The 22229-nt window shown below is 69.8% G+C and carries 24 protein-coding genes; 14 read left to right on the top strand and 10 right to left on the bottom strand.

Annotated features, from left to right (window positions below; all coding sequences use genetic code 11):
• The first annotated feature begins 69 nt into the window (after nt 1-69).
• From IE142_RS06845 to IE142_RS06820, 6 genes are all read left to right on the top strand, one after another.
• The gene (locus IE142_RS06845) at nt 70-330 is read left to right on the top strand and encodes a hypothetical protein (RefSeq protein WP_043381290.1); all 261 of its coding nucleotides are present in this window, start codon (nt 70-72) and stop codon (nt 328-330) included.
• Between the two features lie 43 nt (nt 331-373).
• Nucleotides 374-823 carry a TadE family protein gene (locus tag IE142_RS06840; protein WP_229830190.1) on the top strand — a complete coding sequence of 150 codons (450 nt, stop codon included), beginning with the start codon at nt 374-376 and terminating at the stop codon, nt 821-823.
• On the top strand, nt 824-1273 hold the full coding sequence (locus IE142_RS06835) for a TadE/TadG family type IV pilus assembly protein (RefSeq protein ID WP_191884832.1): 450 nt from the start codon (nt 824-826) through the stop codon (nt 1271-1273).
• Nucleotides 1270-1731 (top strand): TadE/TadG family type IV pilus assembly protein, encoded by a 462-nt coding sequence (locus IE142_RS06830; RefSeq protein ID WP_191884831.1) that lies wholly within the window; start codon nt 1270-1272, stop codon nt 1729-1731. The genes IE142_RS06835 and IE142_RS06830 overlap by 4 nt, the downstream gene beginning before the upstream one ends.
• Nucleotides 1732-1794: 63 nt before the next feature.
• Entirely contained in the window at nt 1795-2451 is a 657-nt protein-coding gene (locus IE142_RS06825; RefSeq protein ID WP_191884830.1) for a hypothetical protein, read from the top strand.
• Nucleotides 2451-3500 carry a hypothetical protein gene (locus IE142_RS06820; RefSeq protein ID WP_191884829.1) on the top strand — a complete coding sequence of 350 codons (1050 nt, stop codon included), beginning with the start codon at nt 2451-2453 and terminating at the stop codon, nt 3498-3500. Before IE142_RS06825 ends, IE142_RS06820 begins: the two co-directional genes overlap by 1 nt.
• A gap of 139 nt (nt 3501-3639) precedes the next feature.
• Here IE142_RS06820 and IE142_RS06815 read toward each other — a convergent pair whose 3' ends face one another.
• From IE142_RS06815 to IE142_RS06785, 7 genes are all read right to left on the bottom strand, one after another.
• Complete coding sequence (locus IE142_RS06815) at nt 3640-4119, bottom strand: DUF4279 domain-containing protein (protein ID WP_191884828.1); 480 nt, start codon at nt 4117-4119, stop codon at nt 3640-3642.
• Between the two features lie 415 nt (nt 4120-4534).
• Nucleotides 4535-4873 carry a hypothetical protein gene (locus IE142_RS06810; protein WP_191884827.1) on the bottom strand — a complete coding sequence of 113 codons (339 nt, stop codon included), beginning with the start codon at nt 4871-4873 and terminating at the stop codon, nt 4535-4537.
• Nucleotides 4874-4892: 19 nt separating this feature from the next.
• Nucleotides 4893-5498: a hypothetical protein gene (locus tag IE142_RS06805; RefSeq protein WP_191884826.1), complete on the bottom strand. Its 606-nt coding sequence runs from the start codon at nt 5496-5498 to the stop codon at nt 4893-4895.
• Nucleotides 5499-5535: 37 nt separating this feature from the next.
• Nucleotides 5536-5931, bottom strand: a complete 396-nt coding sequence (locus tag IE142_RS36340; RefSeq protein ID WP_229830187.1) for a hypothetical protein — start codon at nt 5929-5931, stop codon at nt 5536-5538.
• A 26-nt stretch (nt 5932-5957) separates the two neighbouring features.
• Nucleotides 5958-7538, bottom strand: a complete 1581-nt coding sequence (locus tag IE142_RS06795; RefSeq protein WP_191884825.1) for a DUF8616 domain-containing protein — start codon at nt 7536-7538, stop codon at nt 5958-5960.
• A 75-nt stretch (nt 7539-7613) separates the two neighbouring features.
• The gene (locus IE142_RS06790; protein ID WP_191884824.1) at nt 7614-7805 is read right to left on the bottom strand and encodes a DUF397 domain-containing protein; all 192 of its coding nucleotides are present in this window, start codon (nt 7803-7805) and stop codon (nt 7614-7616) included.
• A gap of 10 nt (nt 7806-7815) precedes the next feature.
• The gene (locus IE142_RS06785; RefSeq protein ID WP_191884823.1) at nt 7816-8667 is read right to left on the bottom strand and encodes a helix-turn-helix domain-containing protein; all 852 of its coding nucleotides are present in this window, start codon (nt 8665-8667) and stop codon (nt 7816-7818) included.
• Nucleotides 8668-8882: 215 nt separating this feature from the next.
• Here IE142_RS06785 and IE142_RS06780 point away from each other — a divergent pair, with 215 nt between their 5' ends.
• A complete protein-coding gene (locus tag IE142_RS06780) occupies nt 8883-9308 on the top strand; it encodes an ATP-binding protein (RefSeq protein ID WP_191884822.1) in 426 nt (141 codons plus the stop codon).
• Nucleotides 9309-9441: 133 nt separating this feature from the next.
• Here the strand turns inward: IE142_RS06780 and IE142_RS06775 are convergent, their stop codons facing one another.
• On the bottom strand, nt 9442-10509 hold the full coding sequence (locus tag IE142_RS06775; RefSeq protein WP_191885057.1) for a hypothetical protein: 1068 nt from the start codon (nt 10507-10509) through the stop codon (nt 9442-9444).
• Nucleotides 10509-11159 carry a hypothetical protein gene (locus IE142_RS06770; protein ID WP_191884821.1) on the bottom strand — a complete coding sequence of 217 codons (651 nt, stop codon included), beginning with the start codon at nt 11157-11159 and terminating at the stop codon, nt 10509-10511. The genes IE142_RS06775 and IE142_RS06770 overlap by 1 nt, the downstream gene beginning before the upstream one ends.
• A 282-nt stretch (nt 11160-11441) precedes the next feature.
• Here IE142_RS06770 and IE142_RS06765 point away from each other — a divergent pair, with 282 nt between their 5' ends.
• The 4 genes from IE142_RS06765 to IE142_RS06750 all read left to right on the top strand — a co-directional run bounded on the left by IE142_RS06765 (nt 11442) and on the right by IE142_RS06750 (nt 17069).
• A complete protein-coding gene (locus tag IE142_RS06765) occupies nt 11442-14450 on the top strand; it encodes a BTAD domain-containing putative transcriptional regulator (protein WP_191884820.1) in 3009 nt (1002 codons plus the stop codon).
• A complete protein-coding gene (locus IE142_RS06760; protein WP_191884819.1) occupies nt 14447-15184 on the top strand; it encodes a prepilin peptidase in 738 nt (245 codons plus the stop codon). Before IE142_RS06765 ends, IE142_RS06760 begins: the two co-directional genes overlap by 4 nt.
• A gap of 78 nt (nt 15185-15262) precedes the next feature.
• The gene (gene mqnC / locus IE142_RS06755; RefSeq protein ID WP_191884818.1) at nt 15263-16462 is read left to right on the top strand and encodes a cyclic dehypoxanthinyl futalosine synthase; all 1200 of its coding nucleotides are present in this window, start codon (nt 15263-15265) and stop codon (nt 16460-16462) included.
• A gap of 7 nt (nt 16463-16469) precedes the next feature.
• Nucleotides 16470-17069 (top strand): hypothetical protein, encoded by a 600-nt coding sequence (locus IE142_RS06750; protein ID WP_191884817.1) that lies wholly within the window; start codon nt 16470-16472, stop codon nt 17067-17069.
• Nucleotides 17070-17101: 32 nt separating this feature from the next.
• Here IE142_RS06750 and IE142_RS06745 read toward each other — a convergent pair whose 3' ends face one another.
• Nucleotides 17102-18124, bottom strand: a complete 1023-nt coding sequence (locus tag IE142_RS06745; RefSeq protein WP_191884816.1) for a chitinase — start codon at nt 18122-18124, stop codon at nt 17102-17104.
• A gap of 184 nt (nt 18125-18308) precedes the next feature.
• Between IE142_RS06745 and IE142_RS06740 the strand changes: the two genes are divergently transcribed.
• The 3 genes from IE142_RS06740 to IE142_RS06730 are packed head-to-tail and all read left to right on the top strand — an operon-like array spanning nt 18309 to nt 22202.
• A complete protein-coding gene (locus tag IE142_RS06740) occupies nt 18309-18785 on the top strand; it encodes a hypothetical protein (RefSeq protein WP_191884815.1) in 477 nt (158 codons plus the stop codon).
• 19 nt (nt 18786-18804) lie between these two features.
• The gene (locus IE142_RS06735) at nt 18805-21045 is read left to right on the top strand and encodes a bifunctional polysaccharide deacetylase/glycosyltransferase family 2 protein (protein WP_191884814.1); all 2241 of its coding nucleotides are present in this window, start codon (nt 18805-18807) and stop codon (nt 21043-21045) included.
• Complete coding sequence (locus IE142_RS06730; RefSeq protein ID WP_191884813.1) at nt 21045-22202, top strand: acyltransferase family protein; 1158 nt, start codon at nt 21045-21047, stop codon at nt 22200-22202. Before IE142_RS06735 ends, IE142_RS06730 begins: the two co-directional genes overlap by 1 nt.
• Nucleotides 22203-22229: the final 27 nt, after the last annotated feature.

Below are 22229 nucleotides of genomic sequence, written 5' to 3'. Positions count from 1 at the left end.
CTCCAGAGGGCCAAGAGGCTCAAAAGCGGCTTCGCTTCCAGAAACTGATACGAGAGGACAGAATTCCACATGAACGGACGGAACCTCCGCACCGGCACCACGGGCATCGTGCCCGTGGACTTCCTGATCACCTTCCTGCGCGCCCGCGTGGACCGCGCCCGTTCCGGCGAACTGGACCGCGGTGCGTCCGCCGTCGAGTGGGTCATCATCTCGGCGGTCGTCGTGGCGATCGTCGGCGTGGTGGCCGCCATCATCAACGCCGCCCTCAGCGAGGGCGCGAACAAGGTCGGCGACTGCATCAAGGGCGCGGACGCGGGCAGCACCTGCTGATCGCACGACGCGACGAACGGGGTTGACGGGGATGCCGGGGAGCATGCTGAGACGGGTGCGCCGCAGGGTGGAGACCGCGCGCGAGGCGGCGGCCACCCGCGGCGATTCCGGCATGACCGCGATCGAGTTCGTACTGCTCACCCCGGTCCTGTTCTTCATGATCTTCGCGACGGTGCAGTTCGGGCTGTACTTCTTCGCCGACCACGTGGCACAGGCGGCGGCCCAGGCCGGCGCCCGCAAGGCCCGCGCGACGGCCGACGCCCAGCCCGGCGGCTGGCGCGGCGAGGCGCAGAACGTGGTCGACAGCTACATCAGCCAACTGGGCCCCCAACTGGTCATCGCACCGAACGTGAAGACGCTCCAGCCGCAACAGGACACGGTCGGCGTGGAGATCACGGCCCGCATCCCGACGGTGTTCCCGGGGCTGGACCTGACGGTGCACGCGGAGTCGATGGGGCCGGTGGAGCGCTTCGTCGAGGACGGGGGGAACTGAATGCGTGTCACCCTGCGCGTCCTCGGCCCGACGGCGCCCGGGAACCGCCGCCGGACATCGGACGACGACGGCCTGTCCACCATCGAGGTGGTCATCCTCGCCCCGGTGATGATCCTCTTCATCCTCGTCCTGGTGGCCTTCGGCCAGCTGGTCGAAGGCCGCGGCGCCCTCGACGGCGCCGCCCGGGACGCCGCCCGCGCGGGCTCCATCCAGAAGGACCACGGCACGGCGATCGCCGAGGCGAAGAGGGCCGCCGAGGCCAACCTCGCGGACGTCTGCTCCGGCCCGGTCTCGGTCGTCCAGAAGAGCGCGGGCTTCGAGCCCGACACCCTCTTCACGGTGGAGGTCAGCTGCGAGGTGCGCGGCCTGGCGATGATCGGGCTCGACATACCCACCACCCTCTCGGCGACCTTCAGCTCCCCGCTGGACCCGTACCGGAGGACGGCGTGAGATCCCTCGTACGCGGCCGGCTAGCCCACCTGCGCGCCCACTTGGACGACCGCGGCTCGGGCGCCGGCGCGGTCATCATCTTCGCCCTGGTGTTCCTCGCCCTCTCGGCCTTCGTCATCGACGGCGGCATGTCCATCTCCAAGCGGGAACGCGCCGCGGACATCGCCGAGCAGGCCGCCCGCTACGCCGCCCAGGACATCGACCGCGAGGCCCTCTACGACGACGTGGGCGGCCCCGCCCCCATCAACTACGAGAACTGCGACGCGAGGGTCAAGGCCTTCGCCGCCGAGATGAACATGACCGGCGCGGACATCGCCGGGACGCATTGCGTGGTGGCCGACGCCGCGCAGGTGCAGGTCGAGGTCCAGCTCACCTACTCCCCGGTCTTCACGGGGATGTTCTACGGCGGCGACGTGGTCGTCCACGGGCAGGCGGTGGCGGAGAACGAGGTGGGCTGACCCACGCGCCGCCACCCTCCCGCCCCTCGCTTCCATCCCCCCACCAACGGAGGTACGACTCCCATGCGCACACGCCCGACCATCGCCGCCGCCGCCCTGACGGCAGCGGTCGCCCTGCTCCTCTCCGGCTGCGGCGGCTCGGACTCCGAGGACTCCGGCAAGGACAAGATCGCGGGAGCGGACACGGGGGCTTCGGCGTCGGCGCCGCCGTCGCCTTCGGCGAGCGAGGACGGCGTCGACCGTCCGGAGATCAAGCTGCCGTCCGACGTGAAGAACGTCTTCGAGGGCGGTGCGACCGGTGACCCGGTCAAGGACGCGGTGCTGGCCGACAATGAGCGGCGCATCAACTCGATCGACGAGGCGATCGTCGTGGACGCGGAGAAGCACCCGGCGCTGGAGTTCTACTCGAAGGACGCAGCCCTCATGTCGGCTGCCACCTACATCAAGTCCTTCTACGACAACAACCGTAGCTTCACGGGCGAGACCCGCTACTACGACCGTGAGGTCACGTTGGCGAAGGACGGATCCGCGACGGTCACGTACTGCATGGACGCGACCGGCACGTACCCGAAGGACCGCAAGACGGGCAAGGTCGACCGCTCCGTCACGGGATCGCCCAGCGACTACGTCTTCTACAACACCCGGCTGGAGAAGAACGCAGAAGGGGTGTGGCAGACCACGAGCGTGTCCTCGACCGATGCGGCGAAGAGGTGCATGTGATGCGTCGCCCCACTGCAACACGGAGGCTCCTCGTCCCCGCCCTTGCCCTCGCCGTGACGGCAGTGCCGTCCGTGGCCGTCGCCGGTGGCGGCCGTGACGCCGGCGGTGGCACGGAGGGCAACGCCACAGGCTCCACTGGGGACGGCGTCATCAGGGCCGAGACCAAGGTCACGACCAGTGTGAACGGCAGTTCGGAGCCGACCGGCACGGGCACGCTCACGCCGGAGAACAGCAACTGGACGCCACCCGCCTGCTGGTACGAGCCCGCGTTCTCACCCAAGCAGATCGAGAAGACCGTGAAGCTGTGGCGGGGACTCGACGGCCTGTTCTTCCTGAGAGGTGTCGGAGACTTCATCGGTGACTCGCTGGATTCGTACTACAAGGATGGCGAGCCCTACAAGAACTACAACCTCGACAAGCAGGGCGAGGGAATGTTCTGGGCTGCGGTGAAGAACCCCAACCGATTGGATGACCCGGAGGCCAACTCGTGCAACAAGCAGCCGTTCTGGGTGGACGAGGGCCAGGTGCCCGAGGAGCCGCTGGCCGTGTCTCCGCAGATTCTCGCCGAATACGCCTATGACGAACTCCCGGTCCCCGGCACCGAAATCGAGATGAAGCCGGCCGGAGCCACAAAGGTGAACCTCCCCACCTGGATCTGGCTCGACAAGGCCAGGTTCAAGAAGATCTCCGTCACCGCCAGCCTCCCCGGCACGGGCCTCTCCGCCACCACCACCGCCGAACCCGTCTCCCTCCACATCGACCCGGGCACGAGCGACGCCCGTACCTACCCCGCATCGGGCGACTGCGAGATCAACGCCGACGGCAGCATCGGCGAGCCGTACGCGGACGGCAAGGCGAACGACACCCCACCTTGCGGCGTCACCTACCTCCGCGCCTCGGGCTCCGACGGCGCGTACGCCTTGCAGGCCACCGTCACCTGGAAGATCTCGTGGACCAGCACCACGGGCGAGGGCGGCGACCTCCCGGAGGGCACGTTCGGCGCCACGCAGGACGTGACGGTGCAGGAGATCCAGTCGGTGAACCGCTGAGGACCGTCAGGCACGAGCCCGAGGAGATACCGAGTTCCGCTTACTCCGATGGTCGTCCAGGCAGCACCGCAGAGAGCACTCGGCGTCGACGGCCGTACCGTCCTGATCACCGACGGTGGCGGGATCGATGTCGGACCGGTTACACCTGTCCTTGTACAGGCGCCCGATGAGCACCGTCGGCCGCGGGCAGCGAGTCCCACGCGTCCTCGGAGCGTTCGGACAGGGGCACGCCGACGGTGAAGGACAGCGGAATGGCCAGAGCGGCCACGCGCGACAGGCTGCGCGGTGAGACGAAGCCATCGGCACGAGTGGCCACCCGGCCACTCAGGTCGATCTGCACAGTGAGCCCGGCCTGACTGAGCTTCTGAATGTCCCGCAACTTGTCGGCCATGAGGTCGATCAGCTCGTCCAGCGCACTGTCGAATCCCTGGTCGGGCGTGGTAGTGATACGGACCGCCCAGACCCGTTCGTCGGGCTGGACACGGGAACGATTCGTCGGTAGGAGGGCGGACGACGGAACGATACCGAGTGTCTGTGTGACGATGCGAGGGGTCAGGCCCTTGCCGGAGATGAGAAGGGCGGCCGTCGGGTTGTCCCACGATGAGTCCGAGATCGTCATTCTTCCCGTTACCGGTTGCTTGTGGTGGGGTGAGCTGTGAGCGGAACGTCCAGAGCAGCAACTCGGGTGATCACGTCGGGAGTCAGGGAAAAACTACTCCCGTTCCCGACGAAGCCCGTCACTCGGATCGATACTTCATATCCTTGGGCCACGAGAGTGCTGATCTCCGCCGAGTAGGGCTCGATCTGTTCCAGGAGCTTGAGGAGCTGACCATTCACTCCTCCAGGACACCTCTCATACACAGTCAGGGAAGCGGGAAGTCCTTGTGTGACCTCCGGAGGAGGAGAGGAAGTGACGTCGGGCCTGCGGACAGCCAGCTGCACGGCCGTCTCCACCCAGTCCCCTTCTTCGTAGCTCAACCACATGTTCTCCATTCCTCTCGAGTGAGCCCCTCCCCGGAGTTCCGTGCGTCGCACTATGCGCCGCCGTCCTTCCCTCCCCGCTTGTCCTCCGTCTTCACGGCATCGTTGACCTTCTTGGTGAGGTCGTCGTCGAGCTTCTTGAACTCCCGGACCACGGCGTCCGACATGTCGGCGAGGGCGTCGAGCTGCTGGGTGATGTCCTCGCGGCCGTCCTCCCAGTTGGACTCGAAGTCGCCGAGGGCGTCGTTGACGCTGCCGTCGCCGATGTCGTCCTTGTACGACTCGAAGAGCTTCTTGGTGTGGTTCAGCCGCGTCTTCAGAGACCGCAGCCGGCGCCCGTAGTCCTCCATCTCGGAGAGCGGCAGCGCGAGGTCGCTCTTGCCCTTGCCCATGGCCCGAAGCCCCCAACAGTCAGACGAAACGGAAGGTGCTGGTGACCGCGTCGAAGATGTCGTGGAACGCCTCGGCGAGATCCAGCACCGGGCTGGCCCCGGAGACGAGGACGACCTGGTCGGTGGTTCCCGGGACGGGAATGTACGTCTGGGTCAGCACCATGCGCAGCGTACGACTGTCGCCCTGGGCCACGGGCACGTCCTCGACGCCGTACGTCCGCGCCGCCATGCCCACCTCCGGCAGATCCACGGTCGTGACCGTTCGCCAGGCGTCCCCTTCACGACGAGGGGTGATCGTACGCAGGCTTTCGGCGATGGCACGGGGGTCGGTGGACAGAGCGGCGCCCTGTTTGTTCTTGGCACCGAGCACGGAGACGGTGACGGTCGCGGAGAGCGGGACGCCGTCGAAATTCTCGGCCATGCAGCCCATATAGAGTGCGCCGGAGTCGTGGGCGTCCTTGGCCATCTTGCGGAGCATTGCCGTCACATCCTTGCGGTACGGGGCCAACTCAGCCGATTCTCGGACCCGTTCGTCCACCAGCGTCCGTACCGTTGATTCACGCCCCTCTGGACGGATGTCAAACTCCCACCATGAGTCCGGAACGGCGAGGGAGAAGCTGGGCATCGCAACCACAATCTCTTTCTGTATCTGGCGTGAACAGCTAACCGATATCCATCCCGAGGTCCTCCACTGCAATCTCGGTAAGCCTGCTGTCCGGTACCTTCGGAGGCGAGTATCCCAAATCTCTGACATGCCTGAGGAATTCTGCGGGTAGACTGACGTGATGGGTGGACACATAGTGGGGAAGGTCTCCGCGCCAGATCCATTCCCCGTCGGTGTAGAGGGATCCGATGCCGGTCAGTAGCGGTCCGTCAGGACTCAACACGTCAGGTCCGGCGCTCATTTCGCTCCAGATTCCTGTCCCGTTCATCAGGTAGGAGACGATGTCCGACTCATCTCGCTCGCCTGAAGGTCGCACTGCATCTCTGATCGAGCCGTCCTCTGGGAACCCCCATCCGGGAGAGAGTTCTGAGAAGAAACCTACGGGGCGAATCATGGGTGCTCCTGGTTGTTGCAGCTATCTCAGACCATGGGCAGGAAGGTGAGCCACACCCCATCGTCCTTGATCTTGGGAGTAAACGGACCCTCTCCGAAGCTGGGGACACCTACCGCGTTGGTCGGCGCCTTGACCGGCACGCCGAGGGAATTAGCCATGTTCTGAATCACTTCGGGCTGGGCGGCGCCTGAGTGGCAGGTGAGCATGCGTACCGGTTCGCCGTTGTAGCCGGGTATGCGGTTTATCGTATCAAGCACGTGATTGGGGTGAACGTCGTGTCCCCCTGCCCTTTGTCCGGCTCGGTTTACCTGACCCGCGACCATCCGTCCATCAGTCGTGCCATGAATGATGACGTCCTGGTATCCAGGGAGTCGCTTCGCGACATCAAAGTTCCTAAGTGTCGCTGGATCGTATCCGATCGCGGTTGCTCCGGGCTTATGGTAGACAGGCATGTCGGAGGGGAGAGCGTCATCAGTGTGTCGGCTGGGAGGGGCTATGCGTGAAGAGTCCGCTTTCCACCATTTACTTTTGCCCATCATGCTGAACAGTGAGAAACGTACATTCCTCAAGTCGCGCACACCGTCGGCCAGGTTTTTGAGGCCTCCTCCTATACCTCCCATGAAGCCGGCGCCTAGCGCCTTTAGCCCGCCCGCCTTCCACAGCTTGCCGAGTTTCGCGAGGCTGGTGAAGCCCTTGGTCGCCGGTATACAGTCCAGTGCCGCCCATAGGAGGTCGCCCCAGCCCGCTTGGCCCTTGATGACTTTTCTTATCGTGTCGGCCATCACGACCAGGGCCGCCGCGAACACCAGCCACCCCAGTGGGCCGCCCACGATCATCACGATGATCCCGACGACGGCGACGACCCACTTGCAGACGGTGACGATCTCGTCCCAGTGGTCGGAGACCCAGTCGCCGATCTCCTCCCACCAGTGCCGGTTCGGGATACCGGCGTCCGACGCCTCCTGGAGCTTGGTCACCGTCCGGCGCGCGGCGTCCTCGCGCAGCCCCTTGGCCTGGGCGGCGAGCTTCCTGGCCGCGTCCAGGGCGTCCTTCGCGCTCTCGACGTTCCGCTCGGCCGTGGCCTGGCGGGCCTTCGCGTGCTGGGCGTCGCGGGTGGCACGCCGTACGTCGGCCTCGTCGGGCTTGGGGATGTCCTTGCCGCCGTTCTTGGCGGGGTCGTAGGAGTCCACCTTTTCGGTAGCGGTGCGGACCCAGTCGTTCGCTCCCGACAACGCCGTCTGGGCGGTGGTGAGTTCGTCGCGCGTCTTACGGCCGTCGCGCAGGGCCTTGTCGGCCTTCTCCTGGGCGTCCTGGAGGTCGGGCCAGAAACTCGCCAGCGCGTCGCCTGCCAGGTCGTACGACTTCTTCAGTTTCCGTAGCTTCTTCGGGACGTCCTCGAACTCCTCGGCGAACACGTCCGCCGTCTTGCCCGCCCAAGAGAGGATCTCGTCCTCCTTGGCTATGCCCTTGAGGTCGCGGAGCGCCTCCGCCACGTCGTCGGCGAAGTCGTGCAGCGTGCCGGCGAGTTTGCGTATGCGTTGCGGGTCGCCCGGGGTCGGGTCCTTCTCCAGGTCGAGTACGTGCCAGTCCGTCGGCCTGTGGGACACCGTGTTCTCCCCCGTGCACGTGCGATGCCTGCTGCTCGAAACGTGCGTACGAACTTATCGCACGGGTGGGGAGGGTCAGTGGGATGCCGTCTTGAGGTTCTGGACGAGTGCGGTGAAGGCCTCGACCGGGACGGTCACTGTGCCCTGGGAGGGGTCCTTGGAGTCACGTATCGCGACGCGGGTGGCGAGTGGGGCTATCTCCACGCAGGTGTTGCCGTCGCCTCCCTCGGAGTAGGAGGACTTCTGCCAGTCGATGGGGACGGTCACGCGTCGCGCCTCACAGTTCCTTCGCCAGGTTATGGATGAAGTCCCGCGTCCGGGCGGGGGCGAGTGCAGCCTTTTCCACTTTACGGAACAGCTTCCGGAAACGGTCGAGCTGAGATTCGGCGTCCAGGAAGGCGGTGCCGCTGGGGGAGTCGCGCAGCACGGTGTCCAGGCGGGGTAGAGGGCCGCCCACGTGCATCATGGCGGCGCTGGCACCGGCGAAGTGGTCGGTGTCGAAGGGGACGACTCGTACCGTGATGTTCTCCCTCTCCGTCTCCTCCAGGATTCTGTGCAGTTGGGCGCGAGTCACCTTGCGGTCGCCCACGCGGATGCGCAGCGCGGCTTCGTGGACGATGGTCTCGTACGGGACAGCAGGTGCGCGCTCGATGACTGCCCGGCGCTTCATCCGGTGCTCGACGCGCGGAGTCAGCTCGCTGTCGGGCAGTTCCGGGACCATGTAGCCGAAGACCGCGCGGGCGTAGTCCGGGGTCTGCAGCAGTCCGGGCACGTGCGTGATGACGACTTCGCGCAGGAACGTCGCATGCTGTTCCACTTCGGCGACGTCCAGGAAGACCGGGGGAAGGACGCCCTGGAACTCCTCCCACCAACCGTGGGTGCGGTCGGTGGCCATCGCCACGAGAGCATCGACCAAGGCGTCGTCGGAACAGGCGTAGTGGGCGGCCAATCGGCGCACACGCTCTTCGCTCACTCCGGCGAAGCCGGCCTCGACCTGACTCATCTGAGCCGAAGTCGAGCTGAGCAGTCCGGCGACCTCACGGGCTTTCAGCCCGGCGGCCTCCCGCAGTCTGCGCAGTTCCGTGCCCAGACGTACCTGCCGCGCCGTCGGTCGGCTCCTTGGTGCCACGCGTCCCCTCCGGCTCTCAACTCACCCACCGATGTACCGCTTACGAGGGTCAGATTAGGGCAACGGCTTGCGCGGGCAAAAATTTTTGCTCTACGTTCAGTGGCGTACCGCATACGCGGCGCTACTTCCGAGGTCGGAAGTGCACCGCTTCGTCATGCCCTGGCGAGGCGGCGATGCCACCGGCCGCTTCTCTCCCACCTGACCGGAGTTCACCCATGCCCGAATCCCGACCGGCAGAGTCAGCCACCCCCTGGGAGTACACCCTCTACATCCCGAACGACCTGCGCGCAGTCACCGTCTCCCGCCGCACCCTCCGGCTCATCCTCACCATGCACGGTCTCATCCGCCTCGTGGACACCGCCGAACTGATCGCTGCCGAGCTGGTCTCCAACGCCGTACGCCATACCAAGGGACCCGCCGCGCTGCGGGTGCGGTGGGCGGCCGGCGTGCTGCGGGTGGGGGCGTGGGACGCCGACCCCGAACCGCCCGAGCCGCCGGGAAAGTGGGCGTCGCTCGCGGAGGCGGAGGAGGGGCGGGGGCTCGCGCTGGTGCGGGCGTGCGCCGACGTGTGGGGGTGGCAGCCGCTGGCCAGGGGAGCCAACCGGGGCAAGTACGTGTGGTGTGACCTCGTCGCGGCGTAGGGCGTCGAGCCGTTGGCTTTCGCTCTGCGGACTGTCGATGCCGAGAGTGCGGCGGTGTTCGGGCAGCTCATCGAATCGTGCCTGGCGAATTCCCGGGCCAAGGAGATGACCGCGGAGCGGGCCGAGGATCCGTTCAGCGGTTGATGGACTGGATCTCCTGGACCTGCATGTCCTGCGTCGTCTCGAAGGTGCCGTCCGGGAGGTCGCCCGCGGTGCCGCCGGAACCCTCCCAGGAAATCTCCCAGGTGACCGATGCCTTCAGCTGGTACGGCTCGCCGTTCGAGGCGCGCCTATAGCGGATGCCGCAGGGCGGGGTCTCGTCGGCCTTGCCCTTCGTGTACGGCGTGCCGATGGAGCCGTCGGCATTGATCTCGCAGTCGCCGGAGGCGGGGAAGGTCTCGGCGTCGTCCGTGCCGGGCTCCAGGTGGAGGGCGACCGGCTTGGCGGTGGTCTCGGCCCACAGGCCCGTGTTGGGGAGTTCGGCGCGGACCTTGACCTCCTTGAAGGTGCCCTTGTCGAGCCAGACCCAGGTGGGGAGGTTCACGGTGGACTTGGTCTGAGGCTTCAGATCCACCTCTGTCTTCGGGATCTTCACCTTGTTGTACGCGTAGTCGGCGAGCATCTCCGGGGTGGGCGCGTGCGGGTCGTCCGGGACCTGGTTCGCGTCGACCCAGAACATGATGCGGCCGCAGTCCCAGGACTCAGGGTCCGAATCGTCGGGCGCCACGCCTCGCCAGAAGTAGCCTTTCTTGCCGAGGTTGTAGTCCTTGTAGCCGTCGGCGACGCTGTTCGTGGGCTTGTGCAGGTCGAAGTTGTCCGCCGGCTTGCCGTCGCGGTAGTGGTCGGTCCACAACTCCTCGCCGAACCACGATTCATGGATACCGACGTCGCCCCCACCGTCCGTTTCCACGAACTTCTTGAGCTGCTCGGGCGTGAATGCGGGTTCGTACCAGCATGCGGGAGGCTCCCAGTCGGGATCGATGGCGGTGAGGTTGCCCTGCTCGCCGCCACCGTCCCCACCGCTGACGTAGGTGATGCGAATGCTGGAGACGGAGGACGACAGCGACCCCTTGCCGTCCGTACTGCCGCTGGTCTCGTCCTTGGTGCCGCCGCCACCGAACGCCTGCGCCGACGTACTGGCGAGAACGAGCGTGATGACCGGAGCCAGCGTTCCCGCCAGGAACTTCGACTGCCACCGCATCAGGAGCACCCGCCCCTCTTCGACTCGGTGGACACCGCTTGCCACACGCCCTGGTCGTTCTTCTGCATCGTCACCGTGTAGGCGACCTTCGGGTCGGTGCCGGGAGGGTTGGCCTCGACCTTGCCCGTCTTGCGGTTCTTGGTGCGTGCTTCGCTCTCGTCCGTGCAGTACTTCAGCTGCGCCTTGGTCTCCTTCGCGAAGAGCGTCGCCTCCGGTTCGAACACCGGCAACTCACCGATGACGGTCAGTCCCTTGTCCGTGTACGACCTGATCCACTCGCGGTCCTGGGAGAGGCCGGCTTCGGTGTCGTAGAAGGCGAGCGCCTCGCTGTCGGGGTTGTCGGCGATGATGGCCGCGTAGCCCGCCCGGAGTTGTTCCTTGCCATCGTTCAGGACTGCCTGCCGGGCGGGGTCGTCGGCCGTCCAGTCCTCGAAGGTGAGCCGGAAACTGCTCGGAAGCGTGATTTCCGGACGCCCGGCGTCTGCCGCCGCAGACGCGGACGCCGACGGCGAGGAACTGCCCGCCCCCGTGTCCGCCCCCTTGATGTCCTCCGACGACGAGTCGTCCCCGCCCCCGCCGCACGCGGTCAGGAGCAGTGCCGCCGTCGCGGTGAAGGTGGCGGCGGAGATGGTGAGGGCGCTGCGGGCCACGGTTGTTCCCCCCGGGGTACGGCGTTGCGAGAGGGAACGAAGCTATCAGGGGGTGGTGCAGGGGGCCTGGGCGGTTTCTGGGGATTGTGTGGGGGCGGTGAAGGGTTGACGGCGTTACGGGGCAAAGGGTGTCAAGCGGACGGACGTTGCGATGGCGTGCTCACGCGGGCCTTCGACGCTGTCGGCGGTAGTCCATAAGATCTCTGTAGGCTCAGCACATCCCTCATACCGGACGTTCCCGCCGCCCTTCTCCGACACGGCCCACGACCCAGGACACCGCCCATGCCGCGACGCCGCACCTCAAGCTCATCAAGCTCGACGGCTCCCTCGGCGGCACCGAGGAACCGGACGCCGCAGCCGGTGCGGGTGCGACGGCGGTCGTTCGGGGACTTCGTCAAGGCGTTCCTCGCCTTCGTCGTGCTGCTCGTGCTGGTCGTCGGGGTTCCGCTCGCACTGGCCACGCAGATCGGCTGGCCGCTGCCCGACGGGGCGCCCAGCCTCGACTGGCTGCAGCGTGAGATCACCGTCCAGACCTTCCTGCACATCCTGACCGTCGTCGTCTGGTTCGCCTGGGCGCAGTTCACCGCCTGCGTGCTCGTCGAGGTCAAGGCCGCGCTGTCCGGCGTCGGGGTGCCGGGGCGGGTGCCGGGGTCCGGGCCCAGTCAGCTGCTGGCCCGGCAACTCGTCGCCGCCCTGCTGCTCGTCGGCGCGACCGCGGCCAGCCTCACGCCGGGACTGTCGCAGCTCGGGCAGAGCATGGAGGGGAACCAGAAGCCCTCCGTGGCCGCGGCGCAGCAGACGCCGGGGATCTTCGCCCAGCAGCAGGAGCAGGCCGCCGGGACGGCGAGCGCCCTCGCCGAGCAGGCCGGTCAGGCCGCCGCCCGCGCCGACGGCGGCTCGGCCGCGCACGGCGACACGAAGTACTACCGGATCCAGCCTCCCGAGGGGCGTCACCACGACTCCCTCTGGGAGATCGCCGACCGGCACCTCGGCGACGGGCGCCGGTACAAGGAGATCTTCGAGCTCAACAAGGACCGCGTGCAGCCGGACGGGTCCAAGCTGTCCGAGGCCAGCCTCATCCGGCCCGGCTGGATCATGGAGATGCCCGGCGACGCCCGCGGCGGCGAGCTGGTCGAGATGCCCGGCGAGGCGCCGAACGTCTCCGAGCAGGTGCAGCAGCAGATCAGCGACTACGCCCGGACCGGCGACCACGCGCAGGGCGGTGGCGGATCCGGCGCCCAGGACGGCGGTTCCGGCGCTCACGGGGGCGGCGACGACGCCCAGGTCTCCCTCCCCGAGCAGCGACCCGCGCCCGCCACTCCCGCCCCCAGCACCGGGCAGGACCACGCCGCCACCCCCGCGGCGGCGGGCCACTCCTTCGGGCTCCCCGAGGCACTCCTCGCCGCCCCCCTCCTCGCCGCCGGTCTCCTCGGCGCCCTCGGCCGCCGGCGCCGGCAGGCGCTGTGGCAGTCGGCGCTCGGCAGCGTCGGCGGGCGGCGCGGCATGGAGCCGCCCACGCCGACCGGCGACGCCCAGGACGTGCAGGACGCGCTGCTCGTCGGCGCCGACCCCGAGGGCGTACGCCTGCTGGACCGGGCGCTGCGCGGGCTCGCCGCCGCACTCGCCGCCGAGTCGCGACCGTTGCCCGTCGTGTACGCGGCCTGGCTGGGCGGCAACGGCGACCTGCACCTCCAGCTCGCCCAGCCCGCCGGGAAGCCGCCGGCGCCCTGGCAGCTCGGGCAGGACCAGACCTTCTGGCTGCTGGCCCGCGCCGACGCCGAGCGGTACGAGGACGTCGACACCGCCGCGCCGTACCCCGGGCTGGTCAGCCTCGGCACCATGGACGACTCCCGGCTGCTGCTGAACCTGGAGTCGGTGCCCGGCATCGTCTCGCTGGGCGGCAGCGAGGCGGACCGGACCGCCGTGTTCGCGTCGGTCGCCGCCGAACTGGCCACCAACGGCTGGTCGGACCGCATGACCATCACGCTCGTCGGGTTCGGGGACGACCTCACGCCGCTCGCCCCCAACCGCATCCGGCACCTCGACGGGTTCGAGGACCTCTTCGAGACCATGTCGGCCGAGACCCGGCAGCGGCGCGGCGCACTCGGCGCCGCCGGGCACGACTCCGTGCTCACCGGCCGCACCGGGCCCGCCCAGCACACGCGTTGGGCCCCGCACCTGGTCCTGCTCGCCTCCCAGCCCTCCGACGAGGACGCCCTCCGCCTCGCCGAACTCGCCGCCGACGCGGGGCGCCTGGGCATCGGCTACCTCGTCGGCACCGAGGGCACGGACCTCCCGGGCGCCGCCTGGGAGATGCAGATCACCGGCGAGGGCAAGCTGCTCGCGCCGCTGCTGGGGCTGGAGCTGGAGGCCCAGACGCTGCCGGCCGCCCAGCAGCGGGCCGTCGTCGAGCTGTTCACGGACGCCGACCCGGAGCACGGACCGGGTGGGTCCGACGGGCCCGGCGGTGCGTCCGGGACGGCCAACACCCCGCCCTTCCTCGTCGACGTCAGCGAGCAGGGGCGGCCCGCGGTGTACGCCCGCCTCGTCGGGACGTACGAGATCATCGGCCTGGACGCGCCCGACGGCGAGCGCAGCGCCCTGCTCCACGAGGCGCTCGCGCTGCTGCTGCTGCACCGCGAGGGCGTCCACCCGCGCGTGCTGTCCTCCGCGCTGTGGCCGCGCGGCGTGACGGCGGACGTGCGCGACGCGCTGCTGGAGCGACTGCGGGCCTGGCTCGGCACCGACCCCGACGGCACCCCGCGGCTCGGCACCGACGCCACCGGACGCCTCACCCTCGCCAAGTCCGTCGTCTCCGACCTCGACGTGCTGCGCTCCCTCTACTACGAGGCCACGCAAGGGCGTGGCGTCGGCAGCCGCCAGGTGCGCGGGCGGCTGCTCACCGACGCGCTGGTCCTGGTGCGCGGTCCGCTGCTCGCCGACCGGCCCGAGGGGCGTTACCGCTGGCTCACCCACGAGATCATCGACGCGCAGCTCCCGCTGCTCGTCGCGGACACCGGCCTCGCGCTCTCCGAGTTCCACCTGGAGAAGAACCGCGCGGAGAAGGCCATCGAGGCGCTGAACGCGGCACTGCGCACCGCCCCCGCGGACGAGCGCCTGTGGCACGAGCTGCTGCGCGCCACGCACACCACCGGTGACACCGACCGGCTCCACGCCCTCGCCGCCGACCTCGTCGGCCGCAGCGGGGCGCGCGGCGTGCCGCCGCGCACCGAGGCGCTGCTGGACGAACTGCTGCCGACCTGGCGCGAGGGCGTCGCCGCCGCCGGATGAGCGTCGATCTCGCGGTCGTCCTCGTCGCCGCGCTCTGGGGCGCGGTGACGGGGGCGCTGCTGCCGCGGGCCGCGTACCGGTTCTCCGCCCCCTCGGGGGAGGCGTGGCGCGACCGGTGTCCGCAGGAGCACGAGGTCCCGGGCTGGGTAGGCCGGGCCCGGTGCGCGCGGTGCGCGACCGGCGAGGCGTCCTACGGCCCCCGTACCGCCGCCCTCGAAACCGTCACCGCACTCGTCTGCGCCGCCCTCGCCGCCGCCACCGGGACCCGTCCGGAGCTGGCCGTCTGGCTGCTGCTCGCACCGGCGGGCGTACTGCTCGCCGTCGTCGACCTGCGGGTACGCAGGCTGCCCGACCCCCTCACCCTGCCGCTCGCCGGCGCCGCACTCGTCCTCCTCGGCGTCACCGCGCTCGTGCCCGAGCACGCGGGGGAGTGGACGACCGCCCTGCTGGGCGCCCTCGCCCTCGGCGGCGGCTACGGCGTGCTGTTCCTCGTCAACCCGGCCGGCATGGGCTTCGGCGACGTGAAGCTGGCCCTCACCGCCGGGGCCGTCCTCGGCTGGTACGGCTGGCCGACGGTCATGCTCGGCACCTTCGCCGGGTTCCTGCTCGGCGCGCTCTACGGAGGCGCCCTCGTCGTCGCCCGGCGGGCGGGGCGCAAGACGGCCATCCCGTTCGGGCCGTTCCTGATCGCGGGTGCCTTCCTCGGCGTGCTCGCGGGCGCCTACGCGGCCTGAGGATCAGCGCCGGAAAGGGCTGGCGTAGGCTGGCCCGGTCCGTCCACAACCCTTACGAACCTTGCGAAAGGGACGCCGGTGACCGAGAAGGCCGACCTTCAGCCCATCCTCGACCGCGCCGCCGCCGGTGGGCGGATCACCCCCGAAGAGGCGCTCGACCTCTACCGCGACGCCCCGCTGCACGCGCTGGGCGCCGCCGCCGACGCCGTACGCAGGCGCAAGTACGCCGGTACCGAGCACATCGCGACGTACATCATCGAGCGCAACATCAACTACACGAACGTGTGCGTCACGGCGTGCAGGTTCTGTGCCTTCTACGCGGCCCCCAAGGACACCGAGAAGGGCTGGACCCGCGACCTCGACGACATCCTGCGCCGCTGCGCGGAGACGGTCGAGCTGGGCGGCACGCAGATCATGTTCCAGGGCGGCCACCACCCGGACTACGGCGTCGAGTACTACGAGCAGCACTTCGCCGCCATCAAGAAGGAGTTCCCCCAGCTCGTCATCCACAGCCTGGGGGCGAGCGAGGTCGAGCACATGGCGCGGATCTCGAAGGTGTCGGTCGAGGAGGCGATCCAGCGCATCCACGCCGCCGGGCTCGACTCCTTCGCCGGCGCCGGCGCGGAGCTGCTGCCGGAGCGTCCGCGCAAGGCCATCGCGCCGCTCAAGGAGTCCGGCGAGCGGTGGCTGGAGATCATGGAGATCGCGCACAACCTGGGTGTCGAGTCGACCTCCACCATGCTCATGGGCACCGGCGAGACCAACGCCGAGCGCATCGAGCACCTGCGCATGATCCGGGACGTGCAGGACCGCACCGGCGGCTTCCGCGCCTTCATCCCGTACACCTACCAGCCCGAGAACAACCACCTGAAGGGCCGTACGCAGGCCACGCTCTTCGAGTACCTGCGGATGATCGCCATCGCCCGGGTCTTCCTCGACAACGTCGCCCACATCCAGGGTTCCTGGCTGACCACCGGCAAGGAGGTCGGCCAGCTCTCCCTGCACTACGGCGCCGACGACCTCGGCTCGATCATGCTGGAGGAGAACGTCGTCTCCTCCGCGGGCGCCAAGCACCGGTCCAACCGGCTGGAGATCATCGACCTGATCCGCAAGGCGGGGCGCGTCCCGGCGCAGCGGGCCACGACGTACGAGCACCTCGTCGTGCACGACGACCCGGCGAACGACCCCGTCGACGAGCGCGTCGTCTCCCACATCTCGTCCACCGCCATCGAGGGCGGCACGGCCCACCCCGAGCTGAAGCTGCTCGCCCCCAACTGAGGCCGCCGTGCTCACGATCCACGTCTGTGAAGCCTCGCCGGAGACGGCCGTCGTGGTCGACGGCGCGCATCTCGCCGCCGTCGGCCCGTACGAGGCACTGGTCGCCGACCACCCGCGGGCGCGGGTGCGCCGGTGGCCCGGCATCCTGACGCCCGGACTGCTGAACCCGTACGGGCCGGAACTGCTGGAGCAGGCGTACCACCCCGACCCGCGCGAAGCGGACCGGCTGGGCACCGAGCCGATCTCCGGGGAGCGCGCGCTCGCCCTCCTCGGCGCGAACCCGTCAGCGCGGGGCGCCAGCGCACGCCGAGGGGTACAGCGCATGCTGGCGCACGGGACGGTCGCCGTCGCCGGGGAGCTGCGCAGTCGCGCGGCGCTGGACGCGGTGCGCGGGGCGGGGCTCGCCGTGGCGGCGCGTCCGGCCACGCTGCCCGGGCCCGCGTCCTTCTCGCCGGTGCCGCTGGTGCTGCTTCCCGGGCTGGCTCCCGGAAAGCCCGCCCGGTTCGCGGTGTTCGACGTAGCCGACCGGGCCGCGCTCGTGCGGGACGGCGCGTCCACGTGCGTGGCCACCGTCGTGGGCGGCCGTCTGGTGTACCGGGGGCGCTGAGCGCGCGGTCCCACGGGGCTCGTCCGGCGGGCCTACGTGCCGAACGCCGTCCCGAACGCCCCGTCCTCCTGCTCCACGCCGCTGCACGTGGTGAGCGCGTCGGTGGCCGACGCGTCCTCGGCACACTGCTCGTCCCGGAAGGCGGCCCACATCGACACCCAGGCGATGCCCTTCTCCTCGGCGAACGCGCGGACCTCCGCGGCGTCCGCGAGGGTGAAGGTCTCGCCGGCGACGTCGTTGACGCCGAGCATCGAGGTGAGTGCCGTGTTCCGCCAGGCGTCCGCGTCCGAGGTGCCGAAGATCTCACGGAGCTGCGTGTGCGCGGCCTCGGCCGAGGTGAGGGCGTAGTCGCCCATGTCGCCGTCGTAGGACTCCCCGTAGTTCATGGTCATGAGGTTGACCGCGGAGACGCGTACGGAGTGGTCGTTGGCGGACGCCAGCAGCGCCAGAGAGTCGGAGTCCAGGCCCGAGGGCATCACCGGGAGGGTGAAGGAGACCTCCAGGCCGTCGCGTTCCTCCTGGAGCAGCGCGATCGCCTCCGAGCGCAGGGCGACGGAGTCCGTGTCGGTCAGGTCGTCGCCCTCGACGTCGAAGTCCGCCCGCGTGGCACCGGCCGCGTCCAGGGCCGCGCCGTACGCGTCCGCCAGGTCGGAGGCGCTGTCGCAGACCGCCGCCAGCTCCGTGCCGGAGGCGCCGCCGAAGGAGACGCGGACGGTGGCGCCGGACTCCTTCAGTTTCGCGATGCGCGAGGCGACGGAGGTGTCGTCGATATCCTGGACGCCGTTCCAGCGCGGGACGCAGTCGTCGCCGGAGGAGATGACGAACGCCAGGTTGTACGTCGCGGGGGAGCCCGCCGAGTCGTTGGCGGAGGCGGTGGTGGCGCTGACGTAGGGGGCGTAGGCGGTGCCCGGCGTGGACGACTCGGACGGTGCCGCGGTGGCCCGGTCCTCCGTGCCGTTCGTGTCGCTGGTGCCGCCGTCCGGTCCGGCGCATCCCGCGGTGGCCAGGGCGAGCAGCAGGGCGCACCCGGCCGCCGCCTTCCGGTAAGCCCTCATGTGCAGCACGCTCCCGTTCTCGTCGTCGGACGAGTGAACCTGTCACGCGATGCTGGGCCTTTCCTGAGAAAAGAGGCCGGGTTGCCGCCGTCTCACAGGGCGCGGACAGCCTGCGGCGCCTTTCACCGGAACCTCATAACGCGGTCCGAGTTCGCGACAGGCAAAGCTCCCTAACGTCCGGGGAATGCATTCCGAGCCTGCCTTCGATTCCCGCGCCGCCCTCGGTGAGAAGCCCGCGCGCGGGCGACGCCGCAAACGCGGCAGCGGGTCCGCGGAGGGGCCCGTGTTCGTCGACACCTCCGGACGCCGCGCACGGCTGCTGCGCCGGGTGGGTCTCCTGGTCGGGGCGGTCTGCGTCGGCTACGCGGCCGTGCTGGGCCTGGCCTTCATGGGGATCGGCACCTCGGTGAGTCCGTCCTCGCTGCTGCCCTTCGGGGGCGGGCAGAACGGTGGCGGCCCCGGCCCGGGCGGTGGTGGCGCGGGCCCGCAGGGCGGCGTCATGCCCACGGGGACCCCGCCCTCGGGTGCGCCCACCGCACCCACCGCACCCTCCGGAGCCACCACCGCGCCCTCCTCCGCCGCCACCCCCAGCGCCGCCACCCCTGGCGCCGTCGCCACCCCGAGCGCCGCCGCCACCTCCAGCGGCGCCGCCACCGACTGACCGGGACACCCCCACCGCCATGACCACGCCCACTCCCTCCTCCCCGCCCGCACGGGGCGGCCGCCGCGCCCCCTCCCGCATCGAGCGGGCCGCAGGCCGTGCCGCCGCGCTGCAACGGCCGCGGGTGCTGCTCGCTCTGCTGCTCCTGCTCGCCCTGACCTGCGTGATGCTCCTCGACGGCTACCTGCGCGCGGAGGTCGGCGGCGACCAGCGCGTGCGCACCGGCGCCGGCGCGAGCGACGTCCCCGACGAGGTCCTCGACGGCGGGCCGATCCTCACTTTCCCCGGCGGGCAGGCCACCACTCTCTCCGTCCCGGACAAGACGATCGCCCTGACCTTCGACGACGGCCCGGACCCCACCTGGACGCCCCAGGTGCTGGAGATCCTCGAGGAGTACGACGTGCCCGGCACGTTCTTCCTGGTCGGGTCGATGGTCTCGCGCTACCCGGACATCGTTCGGGAACTGGTCGAGCAGGGCAACGAGGTGGGCATCCACACCTTCACCCACGTCGACCTCTCCTACCAGAGCGACGCCCGCGTCACCCGCGAGATCGAGCAGACGCAGCTCGCCCTCGCGGGCGCGGCCGGCATCACCACGACGCTGTTCCGGGCGCCGTACTCCTCCGAGACGGACGCCATCGACAACTACAGCTGGCCCGTCTACGAGAAGCTCGGCGAGGAGGGCTACACCAGCGTCTTCATCGACACCGACAGCGACGACTGGCAGCAGCCCGGCGTCTCGAAGATCGTCGAGTGGGCGACACCGGAGGACGGCGAGGGCGCATCCGTCCTCTTCCACGACGCGGGCGGTGAGCGTGCGCAGACGATCGAGGCACTGCCCGAGTACATCGAGAAGATGAAGGCGAAGGGATACACCTTCACCACCATCAGCGGCGCCATGGCCGAGCAGCAGCCCACCGGCCGGCCCGCGGCCCCGGCTGAGGCATCCGGCACCCACGGCGGCCTCCAGGCCGCCCACCACCAGGCCACCGGCACGACCCTCTACGAGGGCAAGGCGCTCATCGCGGCCGTCGCCGTCGCCGAGTGGACGGTGCCCGCGCTCTCGGTCGGGCTGATGGTCGTGGGCGTGGCCGTCATGGGGCGGTTCGGGATGATGGTGATCCTCGCCCGCCGCCACTACGGACAGCGCAACAGACGCCGCTTCGGCTGGGGACCGCCCGTCACCGGCCCGGTCAGCGTGGTCGTCCCGGCGTACAACGAGAAGGAGTGCATCGCCAACACGCTCCAGTCGCTGGCGCGCAGCACCCATCCGATCGAGATCATCGTCGTGGACGACGGTTCGACGGACGGCACGGCCGAGATCGCCGAGTCGCTGGGGCTGCCCGGCGTCCGCGTGATCCGGCAGGCCAACGCGGGCAAGCCCGCAGCCCTCAACAACGGCGTCCGCAACGCCCGGTACGACATCGTCGTGATGATGGACGGCGACACCGTCTTCGAGCCGGACACCGTACGGCACCTGGTGCAGCCCTTCGCCGACCCGTCCGTCGGCGCGGTGGCGGGCAACGCCAAGGTCGGCAACCGGCGCACCCTCATCGGCGCCTGGCAGCACATCGAGTACGTGATGGGCTTCAACCTCGACCGGCGCATGTACGACCTGCTGCGCTGCATGCCGACCATCCCCGGCGCGATCGGTGCCTTCCGTCGGCAGGCGGTCCTGGAGGCCGGCGGCATGAGCGACGACACCCTCGCCGAGGACACCGACATCACCATCGCCCTGCACCGCGCCGGATGGCGGGTCGTCTACCAGGAGCACGCGCGGGCCTGGACGGAGGCGCCGGGCTCGCTGAAGCAGCTCTGGTCGCAGCGCTACCGCTGGTCCTACGGCACCATGCAGGCGCTGTGGAAGCACCGCGGCTCCCTGAGGGACAAGGGGCCCTCGGGCCGCTTCGGACGGGTCGGCATGCCGCTGGTCGTGCTCTTCCAGGTCGTGACTCCGGTCTTCGCGCCGCTGATCGATGTCTTCACCGTCTACTCGATGATCTTCGTCGACGTCCGGTCGGCGCTGCTCGCGTGGTCGGCGGTGCTCGGCGTGCAGCTGCTGTGCGCGGCGTACGCCTTCCGGCTCGACCGGGAGAAGTACCGGTACCTGCTGATGATGCCGCTCCAGCAGCTCGCGTACCGGCAGATGATGTACCTCGTCCTCATCCACTCCTGCGTCACCGCCCTCACCGGTGGCCGGCTGCGCTGGCAGAAGCTGAAGCGGACGGGCGAGGTGGGGACGCCGACGGGGGCCGGGTGATGGGGGCGCACCGCAAGGGTGACCCGGTAGCGAACCGGGCGCCGTCCGGGTCGGCTCCGGCGCCGTGCGCCCCGGGCACAGGCCCGGCGTCGTCCGCCGCCGCACCTACGGCCCCCGCGGCCGGCGGCCGGGACCGCTACTTCGACGTCCTGCGCGCCCTGGCCCTGGTCCGGGTCGTCGCGTACCACGTCTTCGGTTGGCCCTGGGCCGGGCTGGTCTTCCCCTCCATGGGGGTCATGTTCGGCCTGGCCGGCAGCCTGATGGCCAGGTCGCTCGGCAGCCGGCCGGCCCCGGCGGTGATCCGGGGCCGGTTGCGCCGCCTGCTCCCGCCGTTCTGGTGCTGGGGGCTCTTCGTGGTGGGCGCGATGCTGGTGCGCGGCTGGATGCCCGGGTGGCAGATCGTCTTCTGGATCGTGCCGCTCGGCGACCCGCCGGGCAGCGCGTGGGGCGAGCAGGCCTGGGAGATCCTCTGGTACCTGCGGACCTACCTGTGGTTCGTCCTGCTCTCACCGCTGCTGCTGCGGCTGTTCCGGCTCGCCCCGGTGCCGGTGCTGCTGCTGTCCCTGGCCCCGATCGTGGTGCTCTGCTACGTCGGGCAGCCGCCGGAGAACCGCTTCGGGAGCGGACTGCTGGACCTGGCGACGTACCTGTTCTGCTGGATGCTCGGCTTCGCGCACCGCGACGGCGTGCCGGCCCGCCTCAAGCCCGCCGCGGTCGTCGCCCTGTCTCTCGCGGCGCTCTCCTACGGTGCCTGGTACGCCTTCGCGCACCAGGACGAGTACGGCACCTACGACCTCGACGACATCCCGCTCGCCCAGGCGTTCTGGTCGGCCGGGTTCGTGACGCTGCTGATGTACTCCAGGGCGCGGCTCGGGCTCGGCTTCGCGGGGCTCGCCCGGTGCCGGCCGCTGGACCGGCTGGTGACCGTCTTCAACACCCGCGCGGTGACGGTCTACCTCTGGCACGAGCTCGCCCTCGTCCTGGCCGTTCCGCTGATCGACCGGTTCTGGGAGGTGCCCGCCTTCGAGGCCCACCTGCCTCTGGGCAGCCAGTGGTTCCTGTTGGGGGTGGGCTGGGCCCTGGTCGCGGTGTTCGTGCTGCTGTTCGGCTGGGTGGAGGACGCCGCCGCGCGCAAGAGACCGCGCCTGCTGCCGTGAGCCCGTCCGCGCCGGAAGGGACGCGTG

This window comes from Streptomyces mutabilis (assembly GCF_014649815.1).
In the GTDB taxonomy this organism is placed as follows: domain Bacteria; phylum Actinomycetota; class Actinomycetes; order Streptomycetales; family Streptomycetaceae; genus Streptomyces; species Streptomyces mutabilis.
The sequence above is the reverse complement of the archived record's forward strand: the minus strand, read 5'-3'. Positions and strand labels throughout refer to the sequence as shown.